Source organism: Rhodococcus oxybenzonivorans, assembly GCF_003130705.1.
GTDB lineage: Bacteria > Actinomycetota > Actinomycetes > Mycobacteriales > Mycobacteriaceae > Rhodococcus_F > Rhodococcus_F oxybenzonivorans.
This window is the reverse complement of sequence record NZ_CP021354.1, coordinates 497,054-517,328: the sequence shown is the minus strand read 5'-3', so window position 1 is coordinate 517,328 and position 20,275 is coordinate 497,054. Positions and strand designations below refer to the sequence as shown.

Annotated in this window: 22 protein-coding genes, 1 tRNA gene and 1 pseudogene; 16 read left to right on the top strand and 8 right to left on the bottom strand. The window is 66.2% G+C overall.

Annotated elements, in window-relative coordinates; all coding sequences use genetic code 11:
- Window positions 1–32 precede the first annotated feature (32 nt).
- From CBI38_RS40510 to CBI38_RS02545, 4 genes are read left to right on the top strand one after another with little or no spacing between them, the layout of a single operon-like run.
- Window positions 33–347, top strand: coding sequence for an ArsR/SmtB family transcription factor (locus CBI38_RS40510; protein ID WP_230990064.1), 315 nt, complete (start codon window positions 33–35; stop codon window positions 345–347).
- Entirely contained in the window at window positions 347–1,315 is a 969-nt protein-coding gene (locus tag CBI38_RS02555) for a TIGR03086 family metal-binding protein (RefSeq protein ID WP_109326128.1), read from the top strand. Before CBI38_RS40510 ends, CBI38_RS02555 begins: the two co-directional genes overlap by 1 nt.
- A gap of 23 nt (window positions 1,316–1,338) precedes the next feature.
- The gene (locus CBI38_RS02550) at window positions 1,339–2,130 is read left to right on the top strand and encodes a VOC family protein (protein ID WP_109326125.1); all 792 of its coding nucleotides are present in this window, start codon (window positions 1,339–1,341) and stop codon (window positions 2,128–2,130) included.
- Between the two features lie 26 nt (window positions 2,131–2,156).
- The gene (locus CBI38_RS02545) at window positions 2,157–2,534 is read left to right on the top strand and encodes a TfoX/Sxy family protein (RefSeq protein ID WP_109326124.1); all 378 of its coding nucleotides are present in this window, start codon (window positions 2,157–2,159) and stop codon (window positions 2,532–2,534) included.
- A gap of 60 nt (window positions 2,535–2,594) precedes the next feature.
- Here CBI38_RS02545 and CBI38_RS02540 read toward each other — a convergent pair.
- Together CBI38_RS02540 and CBI38_RS02535 are read right to left on the bottom strand one after the other, a co-directional pair.
- Window positions 2,595–2,681, bottom strand: a tRNA-Ser gene (locus tag CBI38_RS02540).
- A 42-nt stretch (window positions 2,682–2,723) separates the two neighbouring features.
- Window positions 2,724–3,206, bottom strand: coding sequence for a MarR family winged helix-turn-helix transcriptional regulator (locus CBI38_RS02535; RefSeq protein WP_109326123.1), 483 nt, complete (start codon window positions 3,204–3,206; stop codon window positions 2,724–2,726).
- A 123-nt stretch (window positions 3,207–3,329) separates the two neighbouring features.
- Between CBI38_RS02535 and CBI38_RS02530 the strand changes: the two genes are divergently transcribed.
- Complete coding sequence (locus tag CBI38_RS02530; protein WP_109326122.1) at window positions 3,330–4,325, top strand: NAD(P)H-quinone oxidoreductase; 996 nt, start codon at window positions 3,330–3,332, stop codon at window positions 4,323–4,325.
- 85 nt (window positions 4,326–4,410) lie between these two features.
- On the opposite strand, the gene CBI38_RS02525 is transcribed toward CBI38_RS02530, so the two are convergent.
- A complete protein-coding gene (locus CBI38_RS02525) occupies window positions 4,411–5,613 on the bottom strand; it encodes a cysteine desulfurase-like protein (RefSeq protein WP_109326121.1) in 1,203 nt (400 codons plus the stop codon).
- 133 nt (window positions 5,614–5,746) lie between these two features.
- Between CBI38_RS02525 and CBI38_RS02520 the strand changes: the two genes are divergently transcribed.
- From CBI38_RS02520 to CBI38_RS02495, 6 genes are all read left to right on the top strand, one after another.
- On the top strand, window positions 5,747–6,328 hold the full coding sequence (locus tag CBI38_RS02520) for a bacterial proteasome activator family protein (protein WP_109326119.1): 582 nt from the start codon (window positions 5,747–5,749) through the stop codon (window positions 6,326–6,328).
- A gap of 48 nt (window positions 6,329–6,376) precedes the next feature.
- Window positions 6,377–7,249 carry a galactan export ABC transporter permease subunit Wzm/RfbD gene (wzm, locus tag CBI38_RS02515; protein ID WP_109334810.1) on the top strand — a complete coding sequence of 291 codons (873 nt, stop codon included), beginning with the start codon at window positions 6,377–6,379 and terminating at the stop codon, window positions 7,247–7,249.
- A 70-nt stretch (window positions 7,250–7,319) separates the two neighbouring features.
- Window positions 7,320–8,261: a galactan export ABC transporter ATP-binding subunit Wzt/RfbE gene (gene wzt, locus CBI38_RS02510; RefSeq protein ID WP_204164865.1), complete on the top strand. Its 942-nt coding sequence runs from the start codon at window positions 7,320–7,322 to the stop codon at window positions 8,259–8,261.
- Window positions 8,258–9,169 (top strand): galactofuranosyltransferase GlfT1, encoded by a 912-nt coding sequence (gene glfT1, locus CBI38_RS02505; protein ID WP_109326118.1) that lies wholly within the window; start codon window positions 8,258–8,260, stop codon window positions 9,167–9,169. The genes wzt and glfT1 overlap by 4 nt, the downstream gene beginning before the upstream one ends.
- Window positions 9,170–9,362: 193 nt before the next feature.
- Window positions 9,363–10,397: a ribosome small subunit-dependent GTPase A gene (gene rsgA / locus CBI38_RS02500; protein WP_109326117.1), complete on the top strand. Its 1,035-nt coding sequence runs from the start codon at window positions 9,363–9,365 to the stop codon at window positions 10,395–10,397.
- A gap of 63 nt (window positions 10,398–10,460) precedes the next feature.
- Entirely contained in the window at window positions 10,461–11,333 is an 873-nt protein-coding gene (locus CBI38_RS02495; RefSeq protein ID WP_109326116.1) for a TylF/MycF/NovP-related O-methyltransferase, read from the top strand.
- Here CBI38_RS02495 and CBI38_RS02490 read toward each other — a convergent pair.
- Together CBI38_RS02490 and CBI38_RS02485 are read right to left on the bottom strand one after the other, a co-directional pair.
- On the bottom strand, window positions 11,325–13,199 hold the full coding sequence (locus CBI38_RS02490; protein WP_109326112.1) for a glycosyltransferase: 1,875 nt from the start codon (window positions 13,197–13,199) through the stop codon (window positions 11,325–11,327). The two genes, CBI38_RS02495 and CBI38_RS02490, sit on opposite strands and share 9 nt — an antisense overlap.
- An 81-nt stretch (window positions 13,200–13,280) precedes the next feature.
- The gene (locus tag CBI38_RS02485) at window positions 13,281–13,886 is read right to left on the bottom strand and encodes a helix-turn-helix domain-containing protein (RefSeq protein ID WP_109326108.1); all 606 of its coding nucleotides are present in this window, start codon (window positions 13,884–13,886) and stop codon (window positions 13,281–13,283) included.
- A 92-nt stretch (window positions 13,887–13,978) separates the two neighbouring features.
- Between CBI38_RS02485 and CBI38_RS02480 the strand changes: the two genes are divergently transcribed.
- On the top strand, window positions 13,979–14,935 hold the full coding sequence (locus tag CBI38_RS02480; RefSeq protein ID WP_109326105.1) for an NAD(P)/FAD-dependent oxidoreductase: 957 nt from the start codon (window positions 13,979–13,981) through the stop codon (window positions 14,933–14,935).
- A gap of 65 nt (window positions 14,936–15,000) precedes the next feature.
- Here CBI38_RS02480 and rfbB read toward each other — a convergent pair whose 3' ends face one another.
- Window positions 15,001–16,005: a dTDP-glucose 4,6-dehydratase gene (gene rfbB, locus CBI38_RS02475; protein ID WP_109334809.1), complete on the bottom strand. Its 1,005-nt coding sequence runs from the start codon at window positions 16,003–16,005 to the stop codon at window positions 15,001–15,003.
- A 63-nt stretch (window positions 16,006–16,068) separates the two neighbouring features.
- On the opposite strand from rfbB, the gene rfbA reads away from it, so the two are divergent.
- The 3 genes from rfbA to CBI38_RS02460 all read left to right on the top strand — a co-directional run bounded on the left by rfbA (window position 16,069) and on the right by CBI38_RS02460 (window position 18,153).
- The gene (gene rfbA / locus CBI38_RS02470; RefSeq protein ID WP_109326104.1) at window positions 16,069–16,944 is read left to right on the top strand and encodes a glucose-1-phosphate thymidylyltransferase RfbA; all 876 of its coding nucleotides are present in this window, start codon (window positions 16,069–16,071) and stop codon (window positions 16,942–16,944) included.
- Between the two features lies 1 nt (window position 16,945).
- Window positions 16,946–17,536, top strand: a complete 591-nt coding sequence (locus CBI38_RS02465; protein ID WP_109326102.1) for a dTDP-4-dehydrorhamnose 3,5-epimerase family protein — start codon at window positions 16,946–16,948, stop codon at window positions 17,534–17,536.
- A gap of 107 nt (window positions 17,537–17,643) precedes the next feature.
- A complete protein-coding gene (locus CBI38_RS02460; RefSeq protein ID WP_109326101.1) occupies window positions 17,644–18,153 on the top strand; it encodes an SRPBCC family protein in 510 nt (169 codons plus the stop codon).
- 24 nt (window positions 18,154–18,177) lie between these two features.
- Here CBI38_RS02460 and CBI38_RS02455 read toward each other — a convergent pair whose 3' ends face one another.
- Together CBI38_RS02455 and CBI38_RS02450 are read right to left on the bottom strand one after the other, a co-directional pair.
- Complete coding sequence (locus CBI38_RS02455; protein ID WP_109326100.1) at window positions 18,178–18,462, bottom strand: PLDc N-terminal domain-containing protein; 285 nt, start codon at window positions 18,460–18,462, stop codon at window positions 18,178–18,180.
- Window positions 18,463–18,547: 85 nt separating this feature from the next.
- Complete coding sequence (locus tag CBI38_RS02450) at window positions 18,548–19,789, bottom strand: reverse transcriptase family protein (protein WP_109334808.1); 1,242 nt, start codon at window positions 19,787–19,789, stop codon at window positions 18,548–18,550.
- A gap of 242 nt (window positions 19,790–20,031) precedes the next feature.
- On the opposite strand from CBI38_RS02450, the pseudogene CBI38_RS02445 reads away from it, so the two are divergent.
- Window positions 20,032–20,226 (top strand): annotated as a pseudogene (locus CBI38_RS02445) (TetR family transcriptional regulator C-terminal domain-containing protein); the annotation flags it as partial.
- Between the last annotated feature and the right edge of the window lie 49 nt (window positions 20,227–20,275).

The window sequence follows — 20,275 nt, the reverse complement described above, 5'->3', positions numbered from 1 at the left end:
ACAACGCGTTAGCCGCGACTAACGTATTGGACGTGCTCGACCAGTTGGAAGTTGCAGCCGAGCCAACCCGGAGACGCTTGATGCATCTGCTGATATCTGGGGAACAGACCGTCAACACGCTTGCGGCGCACTTTTCCGCGAGCCGGTCGGCCATTTCTCAACATCTTCGGGTGCTCATGGACGCGGGGCTGGTCACCGCACGTAAAGACGGACGTTTCAGGTACTACCGGCTCGATCCACAGGGCCTTGCCCAACTCCGCACGCTGTTCGATTCGTTCTGGATCGACGAACTCGACCGGCTCGTCGCGGACGCCACCGAGGAAGCAGCTTCCAAAGGAGACCGCTGATGCCATTCGACAAAACCGTTGTCGTTCCGCTCGACCCGGACGCCACCTTCGCACTCGTCACCGAGCCCGAACGGTTACGCAGGTGGCAGACGGTCGCAGCGCGGGTCGATCTCCGAACGGGCGGCGGATACCGCTGGACCGTCGTGCCCGGACACTCGGCCGCAGGAACATTCCAGGAAGTCGACCCCGGTCGGCGAATTGTCTTCACGTGGGGTTGGGAAGAGAGCGAAGACCTTCCGCCCGGCACCTCGACCGTCACTCCTACCGCAGGTGGAACCGAAGTGCGACTGGTTCACGAAGGACTGAGCGACGAACAGGCAGCCCGCCACGCCGAGGGCTGGACCCACTACCTCGATCGCCTCGCCGCAGCCGCCGTCGTGGGCGACGCCGGACCCGACGAATGGGCGGCGCTCCCGCAGCCTCTCGACGAATTGTCGAGCGCAGAGGCAACTCTGGCAGTCGTGCAGCGGGCGCTACGCGATCTCACTGCCGACGACATGTCCGCCCAGACGGTGTGCACCGAGTTCACCGTCGCGCAGCTCGCCGACCACCTCGCCGGATCGATCACGACCATCGGCTCCGCCGCCGGTCCGAAGATTGACGACGAACCGGGGAAACCGGTAGAAACCAGGATCGCCGACGAAGCCCAACAGGCATTGGAAGCGTGGCGGCGCCGCGGACTGGACGGGACCGTGCTCATCGGGGGGAACACAGTCCCGGCACCTATCGCCGTAGGAATATTGTCCATCGAATTCTTGGTGCACGCCTGGGATTTCGCAGCAGCCGTCGACCGGAACGTCACCGTCGATCCTGCACTCTCCGAGTACGTACTCGGACTGGCGCACACCATCATCCGGCCGGAAGCCCGGGGTACCGTCGGATTCGCCGACCCGGTACCTGCCGGGCACACCGCCGACCCCTTCGAGCGTTTGATCGCCTTCACCGGTCGCCCACTCCCGACGGCCTGATCTCCTCACCGAAAGGAACTGCCATGCCGATCAAAACGAAATACCCTCAGGGAACACCGAGCTGGGTAGATCTCCAGACCAGCGATCAGGACGCGGCCAAGAAGTTCTACGCGGAACTGCTCGGCTGGAAATACGACGACCGGCCGATGCCCGAAGGCCCTGTCTACTCGATGGCGACCGTGCGCGGTGAGAACGTCGCCGCCATTGCGCCACTACAACTCGACGCGGCCCAGTCCGGGGCGCCGGCGAATTGGAACACCTACATCGCAGTCGACGACGTCGACGAGACGGTCGCGAAGGTCCCCGGCGCCGGCGGCCAGGTTCTGATGCCGGCGTTCGACGTGGGGGAAGCCGGCCGCATGACCTTCGTCACCGACCCGACCGGGGCGAGCGTCGGGCTGTGGCAAGCGAAACAGCACATCGGCGCCGGCCTCGTCGGAGACCCGGGGGCCTGCCTCTGGAACGAACTGAACACCACCGACGTCGACACGGCGGTCCGCTTCTACAACAGCATCCTCGGGACCACCACCACACAGATGTCCATGGGACCCGACTACACCTACACCCTGTTCCAGGTCGGTGACGAGCAGGTCGGCGGCGCCGGTGCACCGCTCCATCCGAATACGCCGAACCATTGGCGCGTGTATTTCGCAGTGGAGGACGTCGACGCCAGCGCCGCAAGAGTGGTCGAACTCGGCGGCGCGATCGTCGAAGAGGCCATGGACATTCCGACGGTCGGACGGATGGCCGGAGTCGCCGACCCCCAGGGCGCCGTCTTCAGCATCATGACCCCCGAAGAGCGCCCGGAACAGTAGATCCGGGCGCTGCGAAAGGACTGTCCATGGAGATGCCGAAGCCGACCGAAGCGGACAAGGAATTCTTCCGGTCGCTGATTCCCGACCGACCCGGTGTCCAAGTGAAGCCGATGTTCGGCAACCTCGGCGCCTTCGTCAACGGCAACATGTTCGCGGGACTTCTCGGACCGAGCGTCGGGGTCCGGCTCCTCAGCGAGCAGGCGAACGACGAGCTGTCGTCTGCGGACGGCGTCGGCCCGTTCGGACCCGGAGAAAAGCCGATGCGCGAATACCTCGCCCTGCCGGACCACTGGCGCGACACCCCGGATCAGGCCAGGCGGTGGCTCGAACGCGCGCTCGCGGAGGTGGCGGAACTGCCGCCGAAGGCGCCCAAAGCGCGGAAGGCTGCACGCCCTCGCGGGTAGAGGAATGAGAAAAGACCCCGACCCGGCACGTGTGGTGCCGGGCCGGGGCCGTTTCTTCGGCGGAAGCGGAGGGATTTGAACCCCCGGTGGGTTTAACGCCACGCTCGCTTTCAAGGCGAGTGCATTCGGCCGCTCTGCCACGCTTCCGTGCGCGATCCTATCGGTAACGGTGTCGGCGGCTGCAACCGGTCAGCGGTCGCCGATGGCTTTGTCTACCCGCTCGAACACCTCGGCGAGTACTTTGAGCTGCGATTTGGTGAGCTGATCGACGAGGTTGCGCCGGACCCCGGCTACGTGGGTGGGTGCCGCCTCGGCCAGTCGCGCGCGACCTTCATCCGTGATGACGGCGAGAACACCCCGGCCGTCCTCCAGACAGGTGTCCCGGGTGACCATGCCTTGCGCTTCCATGCGCCGGATCTGATGCGTGAGGCGACTGCGCGAGGACAGGACCCCGTCGGCGAGATCGGACATCCGTAGTGAACCGTCGGGCGATTCGGACAGCAGCACGAGAATTCGGTAATCGGCGAGCGACAGATCGTGCTTTTCCTGCAGATCCCTGTTGAGGACGTCCATGAGCCGCTGGTTGCCGTCCATATAGCCGCGCCATGCGCGCATCTCGGCCGGGGTCAACCAATTGGTCTCGACTTCGGCGTCGGAGGTTTCTGCTGTCACAGGTTCATATTCTAGTAGTCTGACGTTACTTTCCAGTAGCGTCGGGGCCCCAATCCCTCGGTCCGTCAAGCGGGATCGCATGCAGTGACCGTGCGTCGCCTCGATTCGCTAACGTCGTCCTTCATGTATGCGATCACGATCGATCAGCCGGGTGGTCCGGAAGTCATGCGATGGGCGGAGCAGCCCGATCCTGAACTGCTACCCGGCCACGTTCTCATCGATGTGGCGGCTACCGCCGTCAACCGCGCAGATCTCACCCAACGCCAGGGCTTCTACCCGCCGCCGCCCGGTGCCAGCGACATTCTCGGCCTCGAATGTTCCGGCATCGTCGCCGAGGTCGGCGACGGCGTCTCGGAGTGGTCCGTCGGCGACCACGTGTGCGCTCTGCTCGCCGGTGGCGGTTACGCAGAACGTGTGGCCGTCCCCGCGACCCAGCTACTCCCGGTGCCGAAGGGCGTCGATCTGCTCGTCGCCGCTTCCCTGCCCGAGGTTGCCTGCACGGTGTGGTCGAACGTGGTGATGCGGGCAGGGTTGTCGCGCGGTGACGTTCTGCTGGTGCACGGCGGTGGCGGCGGCATCGGCACACATGCCATCCAGGTGGGTGTCGCGTTGGGCGCGCGGGTGGCAGTCACGGCGGGATCCGAGGCAAAACTGGAACGCTGCCGGGAGCTGGGTGCCGACATCCTCGTCAACTACCGCGAAGCCGACTTCGCCGAAGAAGTAAAGAAGGCGACGGACGGACACGGCGCCGATGTGATTCTCGACAACATGGGCGGCTCGTACCTCGGCCGCAACATCGACGCGCTGGCGTCGGACGGACGGCTCGTCATCATCGGCTTCCAGGGCGGACGCAAAGGCGAGCTCGATCTCACCCGACTGTTCGCGAAGCGCGGCAACATCACTGCCACCGGTCTACGCGGCCGTCCGGAGAACGGGCGCGAGAGCAAGGCGGAGATTGTCGCCGACGTCCGGAACCGCCTGTGGCCACTGATCACCGAGGGCGCGATACAACCCGTGGTGTCGGCCGAACTGCCGATCACCGAGGCGCCGCGCGGCCACGAGCTGCTCGACTCCCCGGAGACCGTCGGCAAAGTGATTCTCACCATTCCGCGACACTGACGCCCTCGCGCCGCCTCCCGCTGACCGAGTACCCCATCGGGTCAGCGGCGGGGCGGACCGGGACGGTGCAAGGGCAGGGCGTACGTCAGCCCAGCGAAGCGAGTTCGCCGACGAGCTGATCGATCTCGTACCGCGTGGTGTACGGGGCGAGGCCGATGGTGACCGCGCCGCCTTCGTCGTTGACGCCGAGGGCGTCGAGGAGACGGGAGCCACCGTGGACGCCGCTGACTGTGGCGATGCGTTTGTCGGCCAGGTGGGACGCCACCTTGTCGGCGGAGACTCCGGCGACGGTGAAGCTGAGGGTGGGCACCCGGCTGGGTGACCGGCCGATGACCATGATCTGCGGGAGTCTCTTGAGCGACGACATGAGGTGGTCGAAGAGGGTGTCCTGGTAGTTCTGCAACGAGCTGATGGACGTCTCGAGCTTTTCCCGGCGTGATCCGGTGGCGGATTCGTCGAGTCCGGCGAGAAAGTCGATCGAGGTGGTGAGCCCGGCGAGCAGGGCGAACTGGTGCCCCCCGACCTCGAGTCGTTCGACGCCGCGCGCATAGGGGTTGAGCGAGACCGCGGGGATGCGGTCGAGGAGGGTGGGGTCGCGGAAGACGAGTGCGCCGACCTGCGGTCCACCCCAGGAGGTGGCTCCGACAGCGACGACGTCGGCTCCGAGTTCGTTGATGTCGACGTGGGCGTAGGGCGCGGCGCCGATGGCATCGACGACCATCAGGCCGCCCACCTCGTGGACGCGATCTGCGGCGACTCGGACGTCGGGCGCGGAGCCGACGATCGGGGATGCCGCGGTGAGGGCGACGAGGCGGGTGGTGGTGGTGATGAGGTCCTGGAACTGCCAGCTCGGGAGTTCGCAGGTCTCGATCTCGACCTCGGCCCAGCGGACCTGGGCGCCGTAGCGGCCGGCCACGCGGAGCCAGGGCGCCACGTTCGCTTCTTCGTCGAGACGGGAGAGAACCAGCCCGGTTCCGAGTCCGAGTCGTGTACTCAACGACTCGGCCAGCCAGGCGAGCAGGACGGCGCGGTCGGGTCCGAGGACCACCCCGGCAGGATCACCACCGACCAGGTCGGCGACGGCGGCGCGGGCGGCGTCGAGCACTGCAGCGCTCCGCCGGCTGGACACGTGACGGCCGGTCGACGAGGAGGCGGACGCCCGGAACGCCGTCGAAACGGTGCGCGACACCGCGTCGGGGATCTGCATGCCGGCCTGAGGATCGAGATGGATCCAACCGTCGCCGAGTGACGGGATCAGTCCCCGTACGCGGGCAACGTCGTAAGCCATGCCCGACACTCTAAGACCCTGAGTCAATACGGTCGAAGCCAGCCGCCTCTTGTTGTGGTGTGCAACAAGCCCTGAATGTGGAGAAATCGAACGCACGCGCGCATGCCCGAGCGCGAACAGACAAGATGGAGTCATGACGAACTCGGAGAATGAACACGTCCTCGTGATCGGCCCCGACGGTCAGCCTGTGGCCGTACCCGTCGAAGAGGCCGCGAAGCGATCCGCCGACGCCGAAGCCGGCGCCGAGGACAATGCGAAACCGGAGTCGGTGGCCGACATGGTCGAGCAGCCCGCCAAGGTCATGCGGATCGGGACGATGATCAAGCAGCTCCTCGAGGAGGTGCGGGCGGCACCTCTCGACGACGCCAGCCGCACCCGGCTCAAAGACATCCACAAGTCGTCGATCAGCGAGCTCGAGCAGGGGCTCGCCCCCGAGTTGCGGGACGAGCTCGAGCGCCTCACGTTGCCCTTCACCGACGACACCGTCCCGTCGGACGCGGAGCTCCGCATCGCGCAGGCCCAGCTGGTCGGCTGGCTGGAAGGCTTGTTCCACGGAATCCAGACCGCGCTCTTCGCCCAGCAGATGGCGGCACGCTCGCAGCTGGAGATGATGCGTCAGGGCGCCCTCCCGCCGGGCATCAGCATCGGCAACCCGCACCAGCCGCAGAACCACGGCGAGGGGCACCAATCGAGCGGTACCGGCCAGTACCTGTAGCAACGGGCGGCGCAGCGTGGAAGTCGACTCCCGGTAGGCTCGGTGCCCGTGTCAGCATCCGCTATCGAATCCGAGGCCGCAGGCGTTCCGCACCCGGTGTCCGACTCGCAGACCTTCCGTCGTGCGTTCAAGGACCTCCGGGACGGCTTCGCTCAGCGAGAGCTGTGGCTGAGCCTCGGCTGGCAGGACATCAAGCAGCGGTACCGCCGGTCGGTGATCGGCCCGTTCTGGATCACGATCGCCACCGGCGTGCAGGCTGCGGCCATCGGAATCCTGTACGCCGCGCTCCTGGACATCCCGCTGCCGGAGTTCCTTCCGTACGTCACGGTGGGACTGATCGTCTGGAACCTGATCAGTGCCAGCATCCTCGAGGGCTCCGAGGTCTTCATCGCCAACGAGGGCCTGATCAAGCAGTTGCCGTCGGCACTGAGCGTGCACGTGTATCGGCTGGTGTGGCGACAGTTGCTGCTGTTCGCCCACAACCTGTTGATCTACGTGATCATGCTCGTGGCATTCGGCGTGTGGCGCGACTTGACGTGGACTTCGCTGGCCGCGATCCCTGCCCTGGGGCTGATCGTTCTCAACGCGGCGTGGGTGTCGATCATGTTCGGCATCTTCTCCACCCGTTACCGGGACATCGCGCCGATTCTCTCCAGCCTGACGCTGCTGCTGTTCGTGCTGACCCCGATCATGTGGACCACCCAGAGCCTCGAGGCGCAGGGTGGTCAGGCCGCCGAGCGGGTCAAGCTCGCCGAACTGAACCCGTTGTTCCACTATCTCGACATCGTCCGGGCGCCGATGATCGGACAGGACCAGCAGGCGTACCACTGGTACATCGTGCTGGCCATCACCGTTGTCGGGTGGGCTGCCGCCATCCTCGCGCTTCGCAAGTACCGGGCCCGCGTGCCCTACTGGGTTTAGGGGTCTCGAGCAATGACAACGGTTGAGCGAAGCGAGGGGCAATGACAACGGTTGAGCGAAGCGAGCGGCAATGACGGAGCACGTGAGTATCGAGACGCGGGATGCCTGTGTCGACTTCCCCATTTTCGACGCCAAGTCGCGGTCGCTGAAGAAGGCCTTCCTCGGCAAGGCCGGCGGCTCCATCGGCCGGAACAGTTCCGACGTGGTGGTGGTCGAGGCCCTGCGCGACATCACGTTGTCGCTGAAGGAGGGTGACCGGATCGGGCTGGTCGGCCACAACGGCGCCGGAAAGTCGACGCTGTTGCGACTGCTGTCGGGCATCTACGAGCCCACCAGGGGCAGCGCGAGCATCCGCGGCCGCGTGGCGCCGGTCTTCGACCTCGGTGTCGGCATGGACCCCGAGATCTCCGGCTACGAGAACATCATCATCCGCGGACTGTTCCTCGGTCAGACCCGTAAGCAGATGCTCGCGAAGATGGATGAGATCGCCGAGTTCACGGAGCTGGGCGAGTACCTGTCGATGCCGCTGCGCACCTACTCCACCGGGATGCGCGTGCGTGTCGCGATGGGCGTGGTGACCAGCATCGACCCCGAGATCCTTCTCCTCGACGAGGGCATCGGCGCCGTCGACGCGGAGTTCATGAAGAAGGCCCGGGTCCGGTTGCAGGCGCTCGTCGAACGGTCCGGGATTCTGGTGTTCGCCAGCCATTCCAACGAGTTCCTCGCCCAGCTCTGCGACACCGCGATGTGGATCGATCACGGCCGGATTCGCCAGCAGGGTGGCATCGAGGACGTCGTCCGGGCGTACGAGGGGTATGACGCAGCCGACCACGTCCGGCACGTGATCTACGAGCTCGAACGGGAGAAGGCCGGCTTGACTGCTCCCTCGCGTTCGTACGCACGGGACGCTGGTAGCGCTGGACCGAACGAAGGTCCCGTTCGTACAGGGACAGGTGCGGGCACGAGCACAGGCACGGGCACAGGCACAGGCACGGAGGCGGAGTCCGCGTGAGCGCTCCCGTCGAGCGGATCATCGGCGTCGTCGTCACGCACAAGCGCCGGGAACTGCTCGCGCAGTCGCTGAAGGTGCTGGCGTCGCAGACGCGGCCGCTCGATCATCTGGTGGTCGTCGACAATGCCGCCGAGGACGAGGTGCGGACCCTCGTCGAGTCTGCGGGTATTCCGACCAGCTACCTGGGGTCGCGGCACAACCTCGGTGGTGCGGGAGGCTTCGCACTCGGCATTCTCTATGCGTTGTCGCTGGGCGCCGACTGGGTATGGCTGGCCGACGACGACGGCCGCCCCGAGGGCGACGAGGTGCTCGAGACCCTGCTCGACTGCGCGAACCGGCACGGGCTGGCCGAAGTGTCGCCCGTCGTCTGCGACATCGACGACCCCGACCGCCTGGCGTTTCCGCTGCGCCGTGGGGTGGAATGGCGGCGGCTTCGTTCGGAACTACACAAGGACGGTGACGACTCCGCCGATCTGCTGCCGGGCATCGCCTCCCTGTTCAACGGCGCACTGTTCCGTGCGTCCACGATCGACGCGGTCGGGGTTCCGGATCTGCGCCTGTTCGTACGCGGCGACGAGGTGGAGGTCCATCGCCGGCTGGTGCGGTCCGGGCTGCCCTTCGGAACGTGCCTGCAGACGGCGTACGTACACCCGAACGGCGCTGAGGAGTTCAAACCGATCCTCGGCGGCCGGATGCATACGCAGTACCCGGACAACGAGGTCAAGCGCTACTTCACCTACCGCAACCGGGGATACCTGCTGTCGCAGCCGGGAATGCGGAAGCTGCTTCCCCAGGAATGGGTGCGGTTCGGGTGGTACTTCCTCGTCACGCGGCGCGACGTGCAGGGACTGCGTGAATGGATGCGACTGCGGAAGCTGGGACGCCGGGAGCGCTTCGAGCGGCCGTAAAATCGGTTGCCCGACGTTCTGTCGGGTGCGATCCTGATTCCCGAACGGTCCGGAAAGTGTCGCGAAGGAGTGAGTGTCCGATGATTGTCTCGTCGGTCGACGCCGCGTGCGTCCACACTCCCCCTTCCTTCGCCTGACCGAACCCTGATCGTGGTCCGGTCGGCACTTCACCGACCCGAGGATTCCACCCATCATGTTCAACCCTGGACAACTCCTGGCTTACGGCTGGAACGACACCCTTCCCTTCGACGACCACACGACCGAGGGTTCCGAGCCCGGGCGCGTGATCCGCGTCGACCGCGGACGTTGCGACGTCGCAACGTCTTCGGACATCATTCGTGCCGAGAACGGCGAGCATGCGCTCTGCACCGGCGACTGGGTCACTGTCCGTGCGAGCGGTGATACGACCGTTGTCGCCGACCTGCTCCCGCGGCGCAGCGCCATAGTCCGGTCCGCCGCCTCCGGCAGATCCGACGGCCACGTGCTCGCCGCGAACGTCGACACGGTGGTCATCGCCTCCGCTCTCGACACCGACCTCGATCTCGGCCGCATCGAACGACTGCTGGCACTGGCTTGGGAGAGCGGCGCGAGGCCGGTGGTCGCTCTCACCAAAGCCGATGCTGCCGAGAATGTTTCCACCGCAGTCACCGCCGTGACTGCAGTCTCGCCCGGTTCGGTGGTGATGGCAGTGAGCGCCGAGACCGGCGACGGCGTCGCTGCTCTCACCGCATTGATCGACGGCACCATCGCTCTGATCGGACCGTCCGGTGCGGGCAAGTCGACGCTCGCCAACGCGTTGCTCGGCGCGGATCTGCTCGCCACGGGCCGTGTTCGCGAGGGCGATCACAAAGGTAGGCACACCACCTCGCACCGAGAACTGCTGCCGCTTCCCCAGGGTGGCGCCCTGATCGATACGCCGGGCCTGCGCGGTGTCGGCATGTGGGACGCGGCGGACGGCATCGACAAGGCGTTCCCCGAGATCGACGACTGGGCCGCGCAGTGCCGGTTCCGGGATTGCTCCCACGATACGGAGCCGGGTTGTGCCGTGCTGGCCGCGGTCGAGCGCGGTGATCTTCCCGAACGACGACTTGCAAGCTACCGCAAGTTGATTCGCGAGAACGGCTGGATCGCGTCACGGGCCGATGCCCGGCTACGCGCCGAGCGGGAACGGGAGTGGAAGATCATCGCCCGCGGGCATCGCCGGATGTATCGAACCCGCGGTCACTGACACCTGCCCAACGCGCATCCCGGTTCGGCCCTGAGCCGGGATGCGACCTGGCAGCATGGATACATGTTCGAGGGATTTCGGCGAAAGGCCAGACTCAAGCTTCAGCGCGCCGTGTATGAGGTGGTGGCCGAATCGGATCGGCGTTCTCGCGAGTTGCACGAGAACCAGCACGATCAGACGCTGGCCGAGCTGTCCGCCACCAATCAGGAACTCTCGCGCGTCCTGTCGGAACTGTCGGATGCTCGAATGGAGGTATCCGACGTTCAGCAAAGACTCGGCGAACTCGAACAGCAGGCCCGTCGCGACATCACGCAGGCCCTCGATGTCGGAGCCACCAACCAATCGGCGGCGTTCGTGCTCGAGCACATGCCGAAAGCTCCCGTGTTCTGGAATCCCCACGACACGCTGCGGTACGGACTGTCCCAGGTGCAGATTCCCGGAATGGCGCTCGAGTTCGGTGTCGCGTCGGGAACCACCCTGCGGATCATCGCCGAACAGCTCAAGGATGCACAGCACGAGGTTTTCGGCTTCGACGTGTTCTCGGGGCTACCGCAGACCTGGCGAACCGGTTTCCCGGCGGGCGAGTTCGCCCAGGAGAAGATGCCCCAGGTACGCGGCGCCCAGCTGGTCCCGGGACTCTTCGAGGACACGCTCGCCGACTTCCTCGACACACATCCGGACCCTGTATCTTTCGTGCACCTCGACGCCGACCTGTATTCGTCGACCAAGACGGTGCTGGACCGGATCGGCCTCCGGCTTGTCGCCGGAACGGTGATCGTCTTCGATGAATTCTTCAACTATCCGGGTTGGCAGGAACACGAATACCGGGCGTGGAAGGAATTCGTCGACCGCACGGAAATCGGTTTCGAGTACCTCGGTTACACGGCCAACCACGAGCAGGTGGTCGTGCGCATCACCGAACCGATATCACGATGACGCTTGGTTCATCTCGTAGAGCCGGGTCCAGTTTTCACGGCTGGTGAGGGTGGGCATCTCGGCACGGAACGCCTCCGCGACGGTCGGCGCCTCCGCCCGGAATCGTTTCATCACTCCGGCGAGGCGGCCACCCATCTCGGCAGCGAGCTCCCTGTCGTATTTGCGTTCGCGCACACCGGCTTGCGACGCGTCCGTGACATACACGTGGTCGAACCGTCCGACATGCCACCACCGCGCGTCCTCGTAGGAGATCGCGACGGGCCCGCGCTCGAGGCGTCCGCGAAGGTGGGCGGCGGCTCGTTTCGCGAGCACCAGATCGTCCCAGCCCGCCTTCGGAGGCGGATCGGCGCGACGGAACCGGACGCCCGCCGGGAGCTCGGACACCGGCCTGGTGATGGTCTCCGGGAACCGGGTGCGCTCCTTGTTGATCATGGCGAGAGCTGCCTGCCCACCATCTGCGAGGGCATTCGGGCCTTCGAGGAAGCCCTCGATCGCCCGCAGCTGCGTGTGCGCGAGACCGTATTGCAAGCTCACGATCGAATGACTGATTTCCCGGCTGAGCTGCTTGGCCAGGGATGTCGGCGCGAAACCGGGGTCGAGGGCAGCGGTGATCAGCCCATTGCGGGTACTGAAGTAGTGCGCGAAGCCGTCGACATCCTTCCAATAGAAATCGGCGTGCCAGACCCCGGTCGACGGCAGGGTGATCGTCGGGATGCCCGCCCGGCCGGCCCGCAAGCTGTATTCGACGTCGTCCCACTGGAAGAAGACGGGCAGCGGCATCCCGATTTGCCGGACCACTTCGGCCGGGATGAGGCACGACCACCAGCCGTTGTACTCGGCATCGATGCGTCGCTCGGGCAGTTTCTTCAGAACGTTGCTGTTGCGGACTCCATATTTGTCGGTCGGTAGCCCGCGCCGCAGCGTCGTGAGATCGGCGCGTTCCCCGGACGCCAACAGGTAGTTCGGGTTGTACAAGAACAGCATCTGGGCGCCGATCAGCGCCGGGTCGGTGGTCATGTTCGCGAAGGCGCTCAGTCGCAGCACGCTCTCCGGCTCACACAGAACGTCGTCGTCCATCAGAAGGACATCGGCATGCGGACCCGCGGCGGACGCCTCGTAGAGTCCCCGACTGAACCCGCCCGCGCCGCCGAGATTGGCCTGGCGAAGGTAGTGCAGCCGGTCGCCGAACTTCGGGGCGACCTGCTGGAACAGTTCGCGGGTCTCCACCGGATCGGTGCCCTGGTCGACGACGTACACCGCGTCGAGGGAAGAGAGCACCCGCTCGTCGGACGCGAGAGCGGCGACGGTGTTGGCGCAGTCGTCGGCCCGGTTGAAGGTACAGATCGCGATGGCCACCGGCCGGACGGTCTCGGGCGAGGCCACCGTCCATTCGATGTCGGCAACGGTGACGCCGCCCTCGAGCGCATCGAACTGCAGCCACAAGGCGCCGCCGTCGGCGAACTTGTCGAGTTTCGCGGTGAGGGTGACCGTGCCGGAGCCGGTAATCACCTCGGCGGCAATGATGCGTCGGTGCCCGCCGATGTCGGAGGCCAGGAGCTGCGCCCGGCAGTGGTCTGCGGCGTCGATCCGCGCTGTGGCCGTGACCTCGGCCGCAGTGGTCCATCGCTGCCAGTAGCTCGCCGGGAACCGGCCGAAGAAGGTGTTGGTATGGACTGTGGCGCCGGCGTGCAGATGCAGTGCAAATCGGGTGCGGGTAGACCCGCCGCGCTTGACCACTGCGTACAGATCGTCGTTGACGATCGGTGAGGTGCCCGTGAACGGTCCTCGCTGCGCGACGAGTCGATCGGACACCGCCCGGTGCTCGGTCAGCTCGACGTCGGAAACGGAGGCGTTCGCTGTATCCACCCGGGCAGGGTATCGCGATCGAGACCTTCGCCGCGGCTCAGCCCACCTTTCCGGCTGGGGTGGTGCGCGCGGTCGTGCCGGTCAGAGCGCCGCATCACCTGCGGGCCGGGCTCGGACGTGGGCCCGCTCCCCCTGCGGCCCGAAAAGGCTCAGGATTTCGACCGGCTCGGGGCCAGGGTTGCCGAACCAGTGCGGTACATGCGTGTCGAACTCGGCCACCTCACCCGCGGTGAGGATCACATCGTGTTCCCCGAGCAGTAGGCGAAGCCGCCCCGAGAGGACGTAGAGCCATTCGTATCCCTCGTGGACTTGCAACTGCGGTTCGCTCGGCGACGGCTCCCGCGCCGGGATGACATGCTTGAACGCCTGGATTCCGCCCGGTCTGCGGGTGAGGGGAATGATCTTCGTGCCGAAACGCTCGATCGGCCGCAGGTGGACCCGCGGGTCACCGGTGGCGGGCGCGTCGACGAGTTCGTCGAGTGGAAGCTGGTGCGCTCGGGCGAGGAGCAGCATCAGCTCGAGCGTGGGTTTGCGCTGACCGGACTCGAGGCGGGACAGGGTGCTCACCGAGATGCCGGTGGCGTCGGACAGCTGCGCCAGCGTTGCGCCGCGTTGCTGACGGAGTGCCTTCAGTCGGGGACCCACGGCGTCGAGGACACCGCCGAGGTCGGGAATGTCGTCGCTCATACCCTCATCTTGCCATCCCGGCAAAAGAGTTTGTCAATGCTGCACGGAGTACTGGACAGTTCGATTACGAAGGCCGAACAAAGGAGGACGCAGTGAAGGACAAATACGACGTGGTGATCGTCGGTGGTGGCGCAGCAGGACTGAGTGGGGCGCTGGCCCTGTCCCGGGCGCGGCGGTCGGTGCTGGTGATCGATGCCGGCGCCCCCCGCAACGCCCCGGCGGGGCACATCCACAATTACCTGGGCCGCGAGAGCACTCCCCCGGCCGAATTGCTCGACATCGGCCGCGGCGAGGTCGCTTCCTACGGAGGCGAGGTGGTGACCGGCACCGTCACCTCCGCCCAGACCGTCGAGGACGACAGCTTCCGGGTCACCCTTGCCGACGGACGTTCGGTCTCGGCCCGGCGACTGCTGGTGACCACGGGGTTGGTGGACGAGCTGCCCGACATTCCCGGCGTGTCCGAACGATGGGGCCGCGATGTGCTCCACTGCCCGTACTGCCACGGGTGGGAGGTGCGGGACCAGCCGATCGGCGTCCTGGCGAGCAGTCCCTTCTCGGTTCACCAGGCATTGATGTGGCGGCAATGGACCGACAAGGTGACGCTGTTCCTCAACGACGCGATCGAGCCGACGGGTGAGGAGTACGAGCAACTCGCCGCCCGGGACATCTCCGTGGTCGACGGAAAGCTGTCGGGCCTCACGGTGGCCGAGGATCGCCTCACCGGTGTCCGGTTGCACTCCGGTGAGGAATTCGCCTGCGCCGCAGTGGTAGTCGCGCCGGTGTTCACCGCGCGTGCCGACGTACTGACCACACTCGGACTGGAGCCCGTGGAGCAGCAGATGGGCGGACACGTGGTGGGCACCTATATCGCCTCGGATGCCACGGGCGCCACGGCCATTCCGGGCGTGTGGGTCGCGGGAAACGTGGCGGACCTCAAGGGACAGGTAATCGCCTCCGCTGCAGCGGGACTCAATGCTGCGGCGGCGGTCAATACCGATCTGATCGCGGAGGACACCCGCCTCGCCGTCGCAGCGAGAGCCGGGCGGTAGCCGGACGGGCGTACCCGTCACTCGTGGGACAGGGCTTCCACCCGGCGGATGTCGGGAGCGAAGGATCAGCCGATCACGGACTCCGTAGCCGCGTACGCCTTCTCGGCAGATTCCTTCTGCGCCCGCCACCACGGTTCGTTGTCGCGGTACCAGCGCACGGTGGCTTCGAGTCCGCCGCGGAAATCCGCGTATTGCGGTGTCCACCCCAGCTCGGTGCGGAGCCGCGTCGAGTCGATGGCGTAGCGGAGGTCGTGCCCGGGGCGGTCGGTGACGAAGTCCAGGTCGTCGATATCGCGGCCGAACAGTTCGAGCAGTGTTTCGACGACGGTCCGGTTGTCTACTTCACCGTCCGCACCGATCAGGTACGTCTGGCCGATGCTGCCCTTCTCGAGGATCGTCCACACTGCCGAGTTGTGGTCGTCGACGTGAATCCAGTCGCGCACGTTGCGGCCGCTGCCGTACAGACGCGGCCGGACCCCGTCGATGAGGTTGGTGATCTGCCGCGGAATGAACTTCTCGACGTGCTGGTACGGGCCGTAATTGTTCGAGCAGTTCGAGAGCGTGGCCCGCACGCCGAACGACCGTGTCCAGGCCCGCACCAGCATGTCGCTCGACGCCTTGGTGGCGGAGTACGGGCTGGACGGGTTGTAGGCCGTCGATTCGGTGAACCGCTCCGGGTCATCGAGTTCGAGGTCGCCGTACACCTCGTCGGTGGATATGTGGTGATAGCGGACGTCGTGGGCACGCACCGCCTCGAGCAGGGTGAACGTCCCCATCACGTTGGTGTGCAGGAACGGCGTGGGGTCGGCCAGCGAGTTGTCGTTGTGTGATTCGGCCGCGAAATGGACCACCGCGTCCGAGGCCGCGACCAAGCCGTTCACCAGCGCACCGTCGGCGATGTCACCGTGGACGAAGTCGATCCGATCGGCGACCGGGTCGAGTGAGCGTCGGTTGCCGGCGTACGTCAGGGCGTCGAGCACGGTCACCTGCACGTCGGGCCGCTCGGCCACCGTCCGATGTACGAAATTGGCGCCGATGAACCCGGCGCCGCCGGTCACGAGAAGCCTCATGGGCACCAAGGGTAGCGGCGGCGCCGAGTTTTCATCCGCGGCGAACACTGGAACACTGCGCACATGCGCGGAATCATTCTGGCCGGTGGCACGGGGTCGCGGCTGCATCCCATCACTCTCGGGGTGAGTAAGCAGCTGGTACCTGTCTACGACAAGCCGATGATCTACTACCCGCTCTCCACGCTGATGCTGGCCAACATCCGGGACATCCTCATCATCACCACCCCTCACGACGAGGAGCAGTTCCGTCGGCTTCTGGGCGACGGCTCCCAGTTCGGTGTCAACCTCTCGTACCTTGTTCAGAAGGAGCCGAACGGCCTCGCCCAAGCCTTCGTCCTCGGTGCCGATCACATCGGTGACCAGCCCGTCTCCCTGATTCTCGGGGACAATATCTTCTATGGACCCGGTCTCGGTTCCCGTTTGAACCGGTTCGAGAACATCGACGGCGGGGCCGTGTTCGCCTATTGGGTCTCCGACCCCAGTTCGTACGGTGTGGTGGAGTTCGACGAGAGCGGCAGTGCCACCTCGATCGAGGAGAAACCGGCCACACCGAAGTCGAACTACTCGATTCCCGGGCTGTACTTCTACGACAACGACGTCGTCGCCATCGCGCGGGGCCTCACCCCGTCGGATCGCGGCGAGTACGAGATCACCGACGTCAACCAGGCGTACCTGCAGGCCGGGCGGCTACAGGTGGAGGTACTGCCCCGCGGAACCGCCTGGCTCGACACCGGCACCGTCGACTCCCTCCTCGAGGCTTCGAACTTCGTCCGCACGCTCGAGCACCGGCAAGGACTGAAAATCGGCGTTCCCGAGGAGGTCGCCTGGCGGCGCGGATTCATAACCGACACCGAATTGGCCGAGCGCGCAGCTACTCTCGGCAAGTCGGGCTACGGCGACTATCTCCTCGAAATCCTCGAACGCGGCAAGGACTGGTGACGTGGAATATCGGGAGCTGACGATCCCCGGGGCGTGGGAGATCACGCCACGACAGTTCGGTGACGACCGCGGCGTGTTCCTGGAGTGGTTCAAGGGCTCCGAGTTCGAGGCGGCTGTCGGACACAGACTCGACCTCGCGCAGGCCAACTGCTCGGTGTCCGCCGCCGGCGTGCTGCGGGGCATCCACTTCACCGACACCCCACCGGGTCAGGCAAAGTACGTCACCTGCGTCAAAGGTGCGTTCCTCGACGTCATCGTCGACGTGCGCGTGGGCTCTCCCACCTTCGGGCAGTGGGATTCCGTGATGATCGACGATGTGGACCGTCGCGCCGTGTATCTCCCCGCGGGTCTGGGCCACGCAATTCTGTCGCTCGAGGACGCGTCCACGGTGATGTACTTGTGCTCCCTCGAGTACACCCCCGAACTCGACCACGACGTCCATCCCTTCGACCCCGAACTCGCCATCGACTGGCCCGCCGTCGGACGTGACGGCTCGCCGCTGAACTTCCAGCTGTCCGGAAAGGATTCGGCCGCGCCGACGCTGACGCAGGCAGCCGAGGCCGGGGTCCTGCCGGTCTATGCGAGCTCCTGAGGTCGGGTTTGCCGCCGGATCGGCACTAGTCCACCCTCACGCGGGTAGGGGCCGGAACGGCAACCGGTTGTCAGCGCGGCACCGTCCAGGGGTGAGAAGATGCCTGGATGACGAGCGACACGAACGAAACCGTTCCGGTACGCGAACGACTGGAAGTTCAGCGGGCGATCGCGGCAAAACCGGCGGACATCTTCAGCGTGCTGTGTGACCCGAACGGGCACGTAGCCATCGACAGTTCCGGCATGTTGATGTCCGCCGAGGGCGAACCCGTGACCGCGGCAGGTGACAGCGTCGTCGTCCACATGGACCGTGACGCGCTGAACGACGTGGATCTGGGGCTATACGACGTGACCGTGACGATCGAGACCTTCGTTCCCGACCGCGAGATCTCCTGGAAGGTCCTCGGCCGGATTCGCCCGCAGATCGGCCACGTGTACGGCTACCGTCTCGAGCCGATCGAGGAGGGCACGATGGTCACCTCGTTCTACGACTGGTCCTCCATCGACCCCGTTTGGCGGGACGCCGGAATCTTCCCGGTGATCTCCGACACTGCCCTGCGCGCCACTCTGGGGATCCTCGCCCGCACCGTCGCACCCGGGTTGCCCCGGCCGCTGTAGCCGGAGTCCCGGTGAGCGGCGAAGTTACTCCTGCGGACGCCGCCGGTTCTCTCGGCGCTGCTCCTCGGCACGTTCACGACATCGGCGGACGAACTCCGCCTCCTCCGGGTCTTCGGGCAGGCGCTCACCGGGGTACTTCTCCGGCCGCCCCGCTACCAGCCAGAGGATCGAGCCGACGATCGGCAGGAGCAACACCACCACCAGCCAGCCGTCTTTCGACAGATTCCGGACCTCGTTTTCCTCGGTGGTGATCGCATCGGCGAAACAGAGGACCCACAGGATGAATCCGAACAGCGCGACGTACAGCATCAGCGTTCTCCTCGCCGGCACGCCCGAACACATGGTGCGCCTCCCTCCATCGAACAACTGCCGCGTTGTCGCCGCAAGGGTCGGTTCACCCCGTCCACTCGATCCGGTCGGCGAGGGCGAGCAGCGCACGCTTGCGGTTGGGGTTCGACTCGCCGATCCAGGCGATGCGCCCGTAGACGTACTCACGAAAGTGCGACCGCCCGTCCCGGTTCTGCAGATCCGGGCCGGTGCGCAGCGAGTTGAAGAGCAGCGCACGCAGTTGGTCGTACTCCGTGCGGACGACCTGCGCGTGCGAGTTGATCACGAGTCCCGCCAGGTGCTGCCGTCGGTGCGCTCGCATGATCCGCGTCTTTCGCGGATGTACCGAGAACCCTTCGTCCGCCGCGATCCGGCCGACGGCGGAGATCAGGCGGTCCGCCGCGAGGTCGACGCCGGAGAACGCGAGATCGTCGGCGTACCGCGTGTATTCGGCTCGGGATGACCGCGCCAATCCGGTCAGCCGTCGATCGAGCCGATACGTGACGAGATTCGCGAGGGCCGGCGACGTCGGCGCCCCCTGCGGCAGGTGTGACCCCCGTAATCGGCTCGCCGTGTCGAATGGAAGCCTCGCGAGAACGTCCGGTGGAGTGGAGGTGGTGCAGAGTCCCGTCAGCACACGCGACACACGCGGCGGATATCCGAGCGAGTCGAAAACCGCCCGCACCCGAGCCTGGGAAATCGACGGAAAGAACGCGCGCAGATCGATCCGCACCACCATATCTCGACCCGCATGCGGTGCAGCGAACGTGTGAACGCTGCGCCCGCGCACGAAGCCGTGCGCGGCGGCATGCGGAGGTACTCGATCGAGGAGAGCCGTCAGGATTCGGCGCTGCACCTCGCGGAGCCGTTCCTTGGGTGCTTCCAGCAATCGGTGGTCCGACCGGATTCGGTAGCGGTAGTGCTGCAGGGTAGGCGCCTTGTTCCGCAGCCACTCACCCGGATCGGCGAACCAGTCCAATTCCGCCGGGGTGAGACCGACCGCCTGCGCCACCGCGACCGTGTGGGTCCACTTCGGAACGTCGAACCTCCACTCGTGGTCAGGTTGCTCTACCACCGGAGCCGGCTCGTCGATGTGCGGCAGTTCCGACAGCAACCGGTACACGCTGTCGACCCCCTCCACCGGAGGAGTGGGCAGAAGGTCGAACAATCGTGTTGCGATCCGGTCGGCGTCCGGGGTGCCGATCTCCTCGAACCGCTGGGCGATCGCGGCTCGCGTCCAGGAACCCGACGTCGCCACCGCGGCCAGGCGACGCGCCACAGCCGAGGACAGGGCGCGACGCCGTGTCATGCGTGCGACGGTGAGAGGCGACCGATACCTGTCGTCTGCGGCGCGCCGAAGCACGCGGAGCGTGCGGCCGTGCGTCGGACGGTGCCTCCGGTGAACAATGCCGAGCCAGGGGTTACCCCTGACGTGGTCGCAGCCGGCGTACCGGCCACCCCACTCTCACCCCTGCACCGTCGCACCTCGTGAGAATGCCATAAAGTCAGCCGCTTTCGGAGGGTTCCGGGCCGACGGCGTCGCGTGAACTACGCGCCGGATGCGCATCGATCCTGGCCGGGCTTGCCGCGCACGGGTATGTCGCACCGAAGCGCGACATCGATGCCGAGGCGATGCGACTGCACGCACTCGTCGACGGGGCCGCGATGCACGCCCTGCTCAGCGAAACCGATACCGCGGAAACGGCGCAGCGCATGATCGCCGAACACCTCCATGGTCTGGCGTGAGCCGCGATCAGGCCTGAGGTGCGCCGCGCCCGCGAGGGAGCCTCGCGGA